12 protein-coding genes and 1 riboswitch are annotated in these 11,892 nt (G+C 62.9%); of the genes, 9 read left to right on the top strand and 3 right to left on the bottom strand.

The annotated features are described in order from the left end of the window. Positions 1-16 precede the first annotated feature (16 nt). The 3 genes from cobW to NKI67_RS06660 form a co-directional block, all read right to left on the bottom strand. The gene (gene cobW / locus NKI67_RS06670; protein WP_352617406.1) at positions 17-1,057 is read right to left on the bottom strand and encodes a cobalamin biosynthesis protein CobW; all 1,041 of its coding nucleotides are present in this window, start codon (positions 1,055-1,057) and stop codon (positions 17-19) included. Next, positions 1,054-1,488, bottom strand: coding sequence for a DUF1636 family protein (locus NKI67_RS06665; RefSeq protein ID WP_352644826.1), 435 nt, complete (start codon positions 1,486-1,488; stop codon positions 1,054-1,056). The genes cobW and NKI67_RS06665 overlap by 4 nt, the downstream gene beginning before the upstream one ends. Before the next feature lie 38 nt (positions 1,489-1,526). Continuing rightward, a riboswitch (cobalamin riboswitch) is annotated at positions 1,527-1,730 on the bottom strand. A 29-nt stretch (positions 1,731-1,759) separates the two neighbouring features. Next, complete coding sequence (locus NKI67_RS06660) at positions 1,760-2,959, bottom strand: winged helix-turn-helix domain-containing protein (protein WP_352636684.1); 1,200 nt, start codon at positions 2,957-2,959, stop codon at positions 1,760-1,762. Between the two features lie 335 nt (positions 2,960-3,294). Here NKI67_RS06660 and NKI67_RS06655 point away from each other — a divergent pair, with 335 nt between their 5' ends. The 9 genes from NKI67_RS06655 (at position 3,295) to nuoG (ending at position 11,892) form a co-directional block, all read left to right on the top strand. Next, positions 3,295-3,660, top strand: coding sequence for an NADH-quinone oxidoreductase subunit A (locus tag NKI67_RS06655; RefSeq protein ID WP_023676631.1), 366 nt, complete (start codon positions 3,295-3,297; stop codon positions 3,658-3,660). Beyond that, complete coding sequence (locus tag NKI67_RS06650; RefSeq protein WP_023670824.1) at positions 3,651-4,232, top strand: NuoB/complex I 20 kDa subunit family protein; 582 nt, start codon at positions 3,651-3,653, stop codon at positions 4,230-4,232. The genes NKI67_RS06655 and NKI67_RS06650 overlap by 10 nt, the downstream gene beginning before the upstream one ends. A 6-nt stretch (positions 4,233-4,238) precedes the next feature. Further along, on the top strand, positions 4,239-4,778 hold the full coding sequence (locus tag NKI67_RS06645) for a hypothetical protein (protein ID WP_352589693.1): 540 nt from the start codon (positions 4,239-4,241) through the stop codon (positions 4,776-4,778). Next, positions 4,775-5,380, top strand: coding sequence for an NADH-quinone oxidoreductase subunit C (locus tag NKI67_RS06640; protein ID WP_352570385.1), 606 nt, complete (start codon positions 4,775-4,777; stop codon positions 5,378-5,380). The genes NKI67_RS06645 and NKI67_RS06640 overlap by 4 nt, the downstream gene beginning before the upstream one ends. Positions 5,381-5,389: 9 nt before the next feature. After that, positions 5,390-6,580, top strand: coding sequence for an NADH-quinone oxidoreductase subunit D (locus NKI67_RS06635; RefSeq protein WP_352570384.1), 1,191 nt, complete (start codon positions 5,390-5,392; stop codon positions 6,578-6,580). Next, entirely contained in the window at positions 6,581-7,648 is a 1,068-nt protein-coding gene (nuoE, locus tag NKI67_RS06630; RefSeq protein ID WP_352570383.1) for an NADH-quinone oxidoreductase subunit NuoE, read from the top strand. It begins immediately after the preceding gene. A gap of 10 nt (positions 7,649-7,658) precedes the next feature. Continuing rightward, a complete protein-coding gene (nuoF, locus tag NKI67_RS06625) occupies positions 7,659-8,963 on the top strand; it encodes an NADH-quinone oxidoreductase subunit NuoF (RefSeq protein ID WP_023676626.1) in 1,305 nt (434 codons plus the stop codon). Positions 8,964-9,040: 77 nt separating this feature from the next. Continuing rightward, a complete protein-coding gene (locus NKI67_RS06620) occupies positions 9,041-9,736 on the top strand; it encodes a helix-hairpin-helix domain-containing protein (protein WP_352458243.1) in 696 nt (231 codons plus the stop codon). Between the two features lie 74 nt (positions 9,737-9,810). Then, the gene (gene nuoG / locus NKI67_RS06615) at positions 9,811-11,892 is read left to right on the top strand and encodes an NADH-quinone oxidoreductase subunit NuoG (protein WP_352644823.1); all 2,082 of its coding nucleotides are present in this window, start codon (positions 9,811-9,813) and stop codon (positions 11,890-11,892) included.

The following is an 11,892-nucleotide window of genomic DNA, read 5'->3' as shown; positions in this document are numbered from 1 at the left end:
CGGCTCGTACCTGGGGTCAGCCGGCGAGGATACGCTCGATGGCGGGGCGGTTCAGCCCTTTCAGGCCGATGACGACCAGGCGCGAGCGGCGGTCGTCTTCAGCGGTCCAGGCGCGGTCGTAATAGTGGTTGACGCGCGGACCGACGGCCTGCAGCAGGAGCCGCATCGGCTTGCCGCCGACTTCGACGAAACCCTTGACGCGCAACACGTTTTCTTCCTCCGCCGCCGTGGCGACCCGTTGTGCGAGCTCGTCCGGGTTGGACACAGACGCGATGTCGATGACGAACGAGTCAAAATCGTCATGTTCGTGGTCGAGCTCGTCGTCGTGGTGGGTCTTGCGGTTCTCGATGTCGTCCTCGACGGCGAGGCCGAGGCCGAGCAGCACCGACGGGTCGACCTTGCCTTGCGAAGTCGGTACGATCTTCACCGCCCGCGCAACGTGCTTGCCGATGACGGCATTGGCACGGGCCGAGCCGGCTGCGTCCATCAGGTCGCTCTTCGACAGGATGATCAGGTCGGCGCAGGCGAGCTGGTCTTCGAACACTTCCTCGACCGGATCGTCATGGTCGAGCGTCTCGTCCTGCGCGCGCTGGGCCTGCAGGGCGTCCATGTCGTTGGCTACGCGGCCATCAGCCAGCGCCGGTCCGTCGACCACGGCAATGACGCCGTCCACCGTCACGCGGCTTTTCACCGACGGCCACTGGAAGGCCTGGACCAGCGGCTTGGGTAAAGCGAGGCCGGATGTCTCGATCAGGATGTGGTCGACCCTCGGCGTCAGCGACAGGATCTGGTCCAGCGCCGGGACGAAATCATCGGCGACGGTGCAGCAGATGCAACCATTGGCCAGCTCGACGATGTTTTCCTCGGGGCAGGTGTCGATGGCGCAGCCCTTCAGGATCTCGCCGTCAATGCCGATGTCGCCGAACTCGTTGACGATGATGGCTAGGCGCTTGCCTTTGGCGTTTTCGAGCAAATGGCGGATCAGCGTCGTCTTGCCGGCGCCGAGAAAGCCGGTGACCACGGTGCAGGGAACGCGCGAAAGGGAGGCAGCGGTCATGTCAGGTCCTTCAAAAGGTCAAGGGGAGGGATGCGGGCAACCAGGCCGCGCTTCAGGCAATCGGGACGGCCGCGCCATGGAATGAGCCCATCCGTCGAGGTGGCGAACAGCTTTGCCCCGGTGACGAGATCGGCGCCGCTGGTCGTGGTCAGATCACCGAAGACGTAACTCCAGCAGCCGTCGCGCAGCATGGCCGCGCTGAGCCGGCGCTTGCAATTGCCGAGGCATTCGACGGTGCGGATTTTGATGTTTTCGCTGGAAGCGGCGCGGCGCGTGTCCTCTGCGAGCAGTTCGCCGGCGCGCGGATGAGCGTCCGAACCGGTCTCGTCACGGCAGGACGAGCAGACGATGACGGTAACGCCGGCCGGGGAATCACCATGGCCGGACAATAAATCCGCTGTCTCAGCCGGAAAACTGCTGTCGTGTTCCAAATCAGGCTCCTTGCCCGGAAAACCCGCCAGGCGATCGGATTCTTATGTCCTAGACGGCAGGTCTCCTGGCTCGCGGGTCATCGCCTGGGTGCCGCCTTCCCGGGAATATCCCAGTGGTTTTCGGCCGAGGCTCGTCGCTTACAGTTGCGGGGACAGCCGCGGATTTGAAATCGAGATTTCGCACCGCATTCCCTCTTGGCCCCTGCCGTTGCGGGCAGGGGACCGTCTGGAACGGATTTAGGCTTGTGGAGGCAGTCGTGTCAACGCACGTCTATGACGCGGCGATATCCGCGAGCGGCCGGCCGAGGTCGCCGGCAGCGGTCACCTCGATGCGTTCCAGGCCGAGCCAGCCCTGCATCTGCTTCAATTCTTCGAAAAGCTCGGCTGCGGTTTGCAGCGAGGCGCCGGGCTCCGCATAGGCGGCATGGACGCGCAAGACGCCGGCCGGGCGGTCGGCCCTGAGGTCGACGCGCCCGACGATGCTGTCGCCGAACAGGAACGGCAGCACGTAATAGCCATACTGGCGCTTTTCGGCCGGCGTGTAGATCTCGATGCGGTAGTGGAAGTCGAACAACCGCTCGGTGCGCGATCGTTCGAAGACGACAGGATCGAACGGCGCGAGCAAGGCGCGCGCCTCGATCTTGCGCGGCAAACGGGCGTCCTTGTGGAGATAGGCTGTTTTGTTCCAGCCTTCGACGCTCACCGGCAACAGGTCGCCGGCCTCGACCAACTCCTCGATGCGGCCCTTGATGTCGGCGGGCGAGAGGCGGAAATAGTCGCGCAGGTCTCCTGCCGTGGCGATGCCGTGGGCGCGGGCCGAGATGCGCAGCAATTCGCGGTGAGCATCCTCGGGACGGGGAACCGGTAGCGCGAGTACCGCCGGCGGCAATACGCGCTCCGGCAGATCGTAGAACCGTTCGAAGCCGCGGCGATGCGCCGTGGTGATGCGGCCGGCCCAGAACAGCCATTCGAAGGCGTGCTTGGCATGGCTCCAGCCCCACCAGCCGCCCGAACCCTTCTGGCCTTCGAAAGCCGACGCCGCGATCGGGCCTCGTTCGGCGACCTCGCGATAGATGTCTTCGATATAGGCGGCGTGCTCGCGGCCCCATTTGGCCAGTCCGCTGTACATTTCGTCGCCGCACTCGGCCCGCTGCATGCGCCAGCGCATCAGCGGATAGGTCTCGACCGGCAAGAAGGAGGCTTCGTGCGCCCAATATTCGAAGACCATGCGCTTGCGCGTTACGGCGGCGTCGTCGAGCAGCGCCAGCTTGTAGGGGCCAAGCCGCGAATAGAGCGGCATATAGTGGGCGCGCACCACGGCGCTGACGGAATCGATCTGCAGCAGGCCGGTACGGGCAAGCACGCGGGCCAGATGCCGGCGGTCAGGCGTGCCGGTGGGGCGCGGGTCATTGAATCCCTGTGCCGCGAGCGCAATGCGGCGGGCCATGGCAAGCGAGATTTTTTCCTTCATGAAGGCGGCATCCGGACGATTTTAGACAGAGAAAATGACCTGCGATTCCGTGCCATGCTAACAGGGTTTTGGCGGCATTGATGTCAGGAGAGAAAAGTGGAGTAAAAAGTGAAGGAAATCAAACAGGAGCGGATCGGACCAGTTTTCCCGGATATGCCGTCCAGCACCGCGATTTGAACAAGGTTTGACTTGCTTCGCCGAAAGCGCTGCGCTAACCCTCGCCGCGTTGCAGCATAGAGCCTCCTTAAAACGGTTCAGTGGTTAAACTGTCACGCTTCCGCAAGTGGGTCCGGTGCTGTAATCAGAGTGGATTGGCCGCCAACGGAAACTGCAGCATGAACGCACTTTTAGGTTCGTACCTGCCCATCGTCCTGTTCATCGGCGTGGCGCTGATCGTCGGGCTGGCGCTGCTCGCCGCACCCTTCCTGGTGGCCTATCGCAACCCCGATCCGGAAAAGCTTTCGGCCTATGAGTGCGGCTTCAACTCGTTCGATGACGCCCGCATGAAATTCGACATCCGCTTCTACCTGGTGTCGATCCTGTTCATCATCTTCGATCTGGAGGTGGCCTTCCTGTTTCCGTGGGCGGTGTCGTTCAGCCAGATCGGCATGCTCGGTTTCTGGTCGATGATGGTGTTTTTGGCGGTGCTGACCATCGGCTTTGCCTATGAATGGAAAAAAGGAGCGCTGGAATGGGATTGAACGACAGTTCCGGCACGCTCGTCGCGCCGAAGCCCAAGGGCCTCATCGATCCCAACACCGGCAGGCCGGTCGGGTCCGACGATCCATTCTTCCTGGAGATCAACAACGAGCTCGCCGACAAGGGCTTTCTCGTCACCTCGACCGAGGCGCTGATCACCTGGGCGCGCAGCGGCTCGTTGATGTTCATGACCTTCGGTCTCGCTTGCTGCGCCGTCGAGATGATCCATACGTCGATGCCGCGCTATGACTCGGAGAGGTTCGGTGTCGCGCCGCGCGCGTCTCCGCGTCAGTCCGACATCATGATCGTTGCCGGCACGCTGACCAACAAGATGGCGCCCGCGCTGCGCAAGGTCTACGATCAGATGCCGGAGCCGCGCTACGTCATCTCGATGGGCTCATGCGCCAATGGCGGCGGCTATTATCATTATTCCTATTCGGTGGTGCGCGGCTGCGACCGCATCGTGCCGGTCGACATCTACGTGCCCGGCTGCCCGCCGAGCGCCGAAGCGCTGCTTTACGGCATCCTTCTGCTGCAGAAGAAGATCCGCCGCACCGGCACGATCGAGCGGTAAATCGCCGTGGATGAAGATGGGATTATTCATGGCAACCCTAAGCCTTGGCTGGATTTGATGTTCAAGACGTCTGAACAGCGATTTGTAAAAACGGACGCCGGTTCGACGTTTTATTCTTCTGCGCTTTTAGCAGATACGAAATTTGGTGCTGCTGGTCTCGGTGTCGACATTCGACTAAATGATTGGGAGGCTGAGCCGACAAGCGACCCACGAATAGTCTTTTATCATGGCGACGTGAGACTGCGTTCGCTTGGCGATCGAACCAAGAACCTGATTGCTGAAATGTCGGCCAAGCTTTCCTCTTCGGCGCCGGGCCAGGGAGCAGTTACCGAAAAGTTGTTTGTGGAGTGCGTTGCCCTGAACGGGGACCCGGCAAACCTCGAAACCCGGCAGTTTGTCGGAAAGCTGTTTTTTGGCGAGCTGGGTGACGATGATGAATGCCAGGTTTTTTTGACCATTGACGCGGCCACGGAGAGCGGTTGGTTCGGTGAGAAAGATCCGGAAGACTCACGCAAGATTCTGGACTGGTTGGCGAGGCTGTCATGACCCAGGCGTTGAATGATCTCTCGACCTATCTCGGCGAGAAACTGGTCGGCCGGATCGGCGAGGCGGTATTCGCCTATGGCGAACTCACCATCCCAGTCGAGCCGCGCGACCTGATCGAGGTGGTCACCTTCCTGCGCGACGATCCGAAATGCCAGTTCATCTCGATCATCGACGTTTGCGGCGCCGATTATCCGTCGCGGGCAAAGCGCTTCGACGTGGTCTATCATTTGCTGTCGCCGAGACAGAATATCCGCGTCCGCATCAAGGTCCAGGCCGACGAAGAGACGCTCGTGCCGTCGATCACCGGGATTTATCCCGGCGCCGACTGGTTCGAGCGCGAGACCTACGATCTCTACGGCGTGCTGTTTTCAGGCCATCCGGATCTGCGGCGGATTCTGACCGATTACGGCTTTGAAGGCCATCCGCTGCGCAAGGACTTTCCGCTGACCGGCTTCGTCGAGGTGCGTTACGACGACGAAGCCAAGCGCGTCATCTACGAGCCGGTCGAGCTCAAACAGGAATTCCGCAATTTCGATTTTCTCAGCCCTTGGGAGGGGACGGATTACGTCCTTCCAGGCGACGAAAAAGCCAAGACGAATTGAGACGCCAAAATGGCTGAGACTTCCGTTCGCAACTTCAATATCAACTTTGGGCCTCAGCACCCTGCTGCCCATGGTGTTTTGCGGTTGGTTCTAGAACTCGACGGCGAAGTCGTCGATCGCGTCGATCCGCATATCGGGCTGTTGCATCGCGGCACGGAAAAGCTGATCGAGCATAAGACTTACCTGCAGGCCGTGCCCTATCTCGACCGGCTCGACTATTGCGCGCCGATGAACCAGGAGCATGCCTTCGCGCTTGCCGCGGAGCGGCTGCTCGGTATCGAGGTGCCGAAGCGGGGGCAGTTGATCCGAGTTCTCTACTCCGAGATCGGCCGCATCATGTCGCACATCCTCAATGTGACGACGCAGGCGATGGATGTCGGCGCGCTGACGCCGCCGCTGTGGGGCTTTGTCGAGCGCGAAAAGCTAATGGTGTTCTATGAGCGCGCCTCGGGCTCGCGCATGCATGCTGCCTATTTCCGCCCCGGGGGCGTGCATCAGGATCTGCCGCAGAAGCTGATCGAGGACATCGGCAAGTGGATCGACCCATTCCTGAAATCGGTCGACGATCTCGACGCGCTTTTGACCGGCAACCGTATCTTCAAGCAGCGCAATGTCGACATTGCCACCGTCTCCTTGGCGGACGCCTGGGCCTGGGGTTTTTCCGGCGTCATGGTGCGCGGCTCGGGCGCGCCGTGGGACCTGCGCAAATCGCAGCCTTACGAATGCTATGCCGAGCTGGATTTCGACATTCCGATCGGCAAGAACGGCGACTGTTTCGACCGTTATCTGGTGCGCATGGAAGAGATGCGGCAGTCGGCAAAAATCATGCGCCAGTGCGTCGACCTGTTGCTCGGCAAGGAAGGCAGCGGACCGGTGTCTAACCTCGACGGCAAGGTGGTGCCGCCAAAGCGCCAGGCGATGAAGCGCTCGATGGAAGCGCTGATCCATCACTTCAAACTCTATACCGAAGGCTACCGCGTGCCGGCCGGCGAGGTCTATGCGGCCGTCGAGGCGCCGAAAGGCGAGTTCGGCGTCTATCTGGTCTCGGACGGCACCAACAAGCCCTACCGCTGCAAGCTGCGCGCGCCAGGCTTTGCACATCTGCAAGCCATGGATTTCCTCTGCCGCGGCCACATGTTGGCCGACGTTACCGCCGTTCTCGGCTCCCTCGACATCGTGTTTGGTGAGGTCGATCGCTAAATGTCAGTCCGCCGTCTCGCAGAAGCCAGCCTCCAGCCAGCCTCCTTCGCCTTCAACCGGGCGAATGCGGCGGCGGCGAAGCAGTGGATCAAGAAATATCCGAAGGGGCGCGAACAGTCCGCGATCATTCCCTTGCTGATGCTGGCGCAGGAACAGGAAGGCTGGGTGACCAAGGCGGCGATCGAGACGATCTCCGACATGCTCGGCATGCCCCGTATCCGTGGGCTCGAAGTCGCGACCTTCTATACGCAGTACCAGCTCAATCCGGTCGGTACCCGCGCGCATATCCAGGTCTGCGGCACCACGCCCTGCATGCTGCGCGGCTCGGAAGCGCTGATGGATGTGTGCCGCTCGAAAATCCATCACGACCAATTCCACACCAACGACAAGGGCACGCTGTCGTGGGAGGAGGTCGAGTGCCTCGGCGCCTGCGTCAACGCACCGATGGTGATGATATTCAAGGACACCTATGAGGATTTGACGCCGGAGCGGCTTGCCGAGATCATCGACCTCTATGACGCCGGCAAAGGTGCTTCGGTGACGCCAGGACCGCAAAACGGCCGCATCACCTCGGAGCCGGCCAGCGGCCTGACGACCCTCAAGAGCGAAAAGGCGATCCTCAAGGCGACCCGCGACCGGGAAACCAGGGCGGCGACCAAGGCCGCCAAGGATGCAGAGCCGGCGGCTGCCGCCGCAGCACCAGTTCCGCCAGCGGCTTCGGCCGCGCCTGCACCGGCGCCGGTTGCGCCCTCGAATGCCAGCAAGCCGAAAACCGATGCGGTCGAGACCAGCCCGGCGCTGAAATCGCCGTCGGCGACGAAAGTCGCGCCTGCGGCGGAAAGGGCGGCGAGCGTCGCAGCGCCTCTGCATTCGGCCGCCAATGCCAACAAGGCCGAACCGCAGGTCGAGGACGTCTCGAAACAGCGCAAGGGCCCAAAGAACAAGGCCGAGCCGGCGTCTGCTTTCAAGGCGCCGGAGGCCAAGGTCAAACCGGCGAAGGCTGCCGCCAAGGCGGCCAAGCCGTCGCCCGGAAACAGGAGCCGGCCGACCGGCAAGAAGCCGGTCTGAGGAACGAGCAATGCTTCAGGACAGAGACCGCATCTTCAACAACATCTACGGCCGCTTCGACAAGTCGCTGGCCGGCGCCATGGCGCGCGGCGCCTGGGACAACACGCCCGGCATCGTTGCCAAGGGTCGCGAGTGGATCGTCAACGAGATGAAGGCATCGGGCCTGCGCGGCCGCGGCGGTGCCGGTTTCCCGACCGGGCTGAAATGGTCGTTCATGCCCAAACAAAGCGACGGCCGGCCGAGCTATCTCGTCGTCAATGCCGACGAGTCCGAGCCCGGTACCTGCAAGGACCGCGACATACTGCGCCACGACCCGCACACGCTGGTCGAAGGCTGCCTGCTTGCCGGCTTCGCCATGGGCGCGGTCGCCGCCTACATCTATGTGCGCGGCGAGTTCATCCGCGAGCGCGAGGCGCTGCAACGCGCCATAGACGAGGCCTATGCGGCCAAGCTGATCGGCAAGAACAACACCTCCGGCTACGATTTCGACATCTACATGCATCATGGCGCCGGCGCCTATATCTGCGGCGAGGAAACGGCGCTGCTCGAAAGCCTCGAGGGCAAGAAGGGCCAGCCGCGGCTGAAGCCGCCATTTCCGGCCAATGTAGGCCTCTATGGCTGCCCGACGACGGTCAACAATGTCGAGTCCATCGCTGTCGCGCCGACCATCCTGCGCCGCGGTGCCGCCTGGTTCTCGTCCTTCGGTCGGCCCAACAATGTCGGCACCAAGCTGTTCTGCATCTCCGGCCACGTCAACAATCCGTGCACCGTCGAAGAGGCGATGTCGATCCCGTTCCGCGAACTGATCGAGACGCATTGCGGCGGCATTCGCGGCGGCTGGGACAACCTGCTGGCGGTCATTCCGGGCGGCGCCTCGGTGCCGCTGGTGCCGGCCGAGCAGATCATCGACGCGCCGATGGATTTCGACGCGCTGCGCGACCTGAAATCGGGCCTCGGCACGGCGGCTGTCATCGTCATGGACAAATCGACCGATATCGTGAAAGCGATCGCGCGGCTGTCCTATTTCTACAAGCACGAGAGCTGCGGCCAGTGCACGCCCTGCCGTGAGGGCACCGGCTGGATGTGGCGGGTGATGGAACGGCTGGTGCGCGGTGAGGCGCAGAAGCGCGAGATCGACATGCTGCTCGACGTGACGAAGCAGGTCGAGGGCCACACGATCTGTGCGCTGGGCGATGCGGCAGCATGGCCGATCCAGGGCCTGATGCGGCATTTCCGCGGCGAGGTGGAGCGGCGCATCGACGAGTTTTCGCGCAACGCACATCGCGCCGAACCGGTGCTGGCGGCGGCGGAATAGAAGAATTCAAAATGCGGACGAATGTCCGATACGAGGAAACGAGCGCGGGGCAGACGGAAACGACCAGGAGACCACCTATGTCGCTGTTTTCGACACCCGACGATTTTACGCCCGATATGGACCCGTTGTTGAAGATGAACCAGGATCTGACCAGGATGATGCCGAAGGAGATGGCCAATGCCGTCAATCTCCTGGCGCATCCTGTCGCGGGCGCGGCGGCGATGACGGCACTCGGCATCGGTCTTGCCAACCACGCCTTTGGCATCTGGATGGGCGTGCTTTCGGGCGCGGCCGAAACCTCGCAGCGGCTTTGGCAGCCGGTCGCCGAGGATTTCGAGGCCCGGACGGAACGCTTTTCCGCGACCGGCAAAAGCTCCTCGACAAAGGCGCGCGCAGCGACCAAAACCCTGATTGCCGAGGCGCAGTCCTTCGCCAACGATGTGACCGACATTGCGACGAGCACCGCTGCGCGGAGCTTGGCGAATGCCAGCACCGTTGCAGCGGATGCGTCGGCCGGGCTGATGCCGGAGGATTTCAAGCAGCCCAAGCCGATGGATCGGCCAGCCGAGCCGGCTGACCTCAAGGCGATATCGGGCATCGGGCCGAAACTGGAAAAGGTGCTGAACGGCCTTGGCATCTGGACATACGCCCAGATCGCCGCGTGGACGCCGCAAGAGATCGCCTGGGTCGAAGATTACCTGTCGTTGAAGGGCCGCATCGGCCGTGACGGCTGGATCGGTCAGGCGGCCGCGTTGGCCGGGGCCAAAAAGTGAATTCAACATCGTGCGCGGTCTCGGCTGCGCCCGGAAGGAAAGATTGCGGAACGTCCGCAGGGGTTTGAGGCGAAATGGCAAAGCTCAAGGTCGACGGGAAAGAGATCACTGTACCCGACCATTACACGCTGCTGCAGGCGGCCGAGGACGCCGGCGCGGAAGTGCCGCGCTTCTGCTTCCATGAGCGGCTGTCGATCGCCGGCAATTGCCGCATGTGCCTAATTGAGGTGAAAGGCGGCCCGCCCAAGCCGCAGGCGTCCTGCGCCATGGGCGTGCGCGACCTGCGCCCCGGCCCGAACGGCGAGCCGCCGGAAATCTTCACCAACACGCCGATGGTCAAGAAGGCGCGCGAAGGCGTGATGGAATTCCTGCTGATCAACCATCCGCTGGACTGCCCGATCTGCGACCAGGGCGGCGAGTGCGACCTGCAGGACCAGGCGATGGCGTTCGGAGTCGATTCCTCGCGCTACCATGAGAACAAGCGGGCGGTCGAAGACAAGTATATCGGGCCGCTGGTCAAGACGATCATGAACCGCTGCATCCATTGCACGCGCTGCGTCCGCTTCACCACCGAGATTGCCGGCATATCCGAGCTCGGCCTGATCGGCCGCGGCGAGGATGCCGAGATCACCACCTATCTCGAAAGCGCGATGACTTCGGAACTGCAGGGCAATGTCATCGACCTTTGCCCGGTCGGTGCGCTGACCTCCAAACCCTATGCCTTCCAGGCACGGCCGTGGGAACTGACCAAGACCGAATCCATCGACGTGATGGACGCCGTCGGCTCCGCGATCCGCGTCGATAGCCGGGGCCGCGAAGTGATGCGCATCCTGCCGCGTACCAACGAGGCGGTGAACGAGGAGTGGATTTCCGACAAGACCCGCTTCATCTGGGACGGTTTGCGCACGCAGCGCCTCGACCGCCCCTATGTGCGCAAGGACGGCAGACTGGCCCCGGCAAGCTGGGCCGAGGCTTTTGCCGCGATCAAGGAAGCGGTGTCGAACGCCGCACCCGAAAAGATCGGCGCCATATCAGGCGATCTCGCCGCCGTCGAGGAGATCTACGCGCTGAAGCTGTTGATGGCTTCGCTCGGCTCGAAGAACACGGACTGCCGCCAGGACGGTGCCGCGCTCGATCCGTCGCTCGGCCGGGCGAGCTATGTCTTCAACCCAACCATAGAAGGCATCGAACAGGCCGATGCAGTGCTGATCATCGGCGCCAATCCGCGCTTCGAGGCCTCCTTGCTCAACGCCCGCATCCGCAAGCGCTGGCGGGCCGGCAATCTGCCGGTCGGCGTCATCGGCGATGTCGGCGATACGCGCTATGATTACGAGCAGCTCGGCGCCGGGCCGGAATCGCTGAAGGATCTGGCCGACGGCAACGGCAAGTTTTTCCAGCTGCTGAAGAAGGCGACGCATCCGCTGATCATCGTCGGCCAGGGTGCGTTGGCGCGTCCGGACGGCGCGGCCGTGCTTGGCCAGGCGGCGAAGCTCGCCGTCGCCGTCAATGCCGCAAGGGCCGACTGGAACGGCTTTGCCGTACTGCACACCGCCGCGGCACGGGTCGGCGGCCTCGATGTCGGCTTCGTGCCGGGCGAGGGCGGCAGGAATGTCGCCGGCATGCTCGGCGAGACCGATGTGCTGTTCCTGCTCGGTGCCGACGAAATCGACATGGCCAAGACCGGCGGCGCTTTCGTCGTCTATATCGGCACGCATGGCGACAAGGGCGCGCATCGCGCCAACGTCATCCTGCCGGGTGCCGCCTATACCGAGAAGTCGGGCACCTTCGTCAACACCGAGGGCCGCGTGCAGCAGACCAACCGTGCCGGCTTTGCGCCCGGCGAAGCGCGCGAAGACTGGGCGATCCTTCGGGCACTGTCGGATGTGCTCGGCAAGAAGCTACCGTTCGATTCGCTGCCGCAGCTGCGCGCAAAGCTCTATGGCGAATACCCGCATCTCGCCCGCATCGACCATGTCGCTGCCGGCGACCCGGCCGACATCGCCAGGGTGGCCAAGCTCGGCGGAAGGCTGAACAAGGGCACCTTCACCTCGCCGGTCAAGGATTTCTACCTGACCAATCCGATCGCGCGGGCGTCAGCGGTGATGGCGGAGTGTTCGGCCTTGGCGAAGAACGGCTTCAGGCAGGCGGCGGAGTAG

Origin of the sequence: Mesorhizobium sp. M0408 (assembly GCF_040321495.1) — a bacterium.
GTDB lineage: Bacteria > Pseudomonadota > Alphaproteobacteria > Rhizobiales > Rhizobiaceae > Mesorhizobium.
Note: the sequence above shows the minus strand (reverse complement) of the source record. Positions and strands in the feature narration are given on the sequence as shown.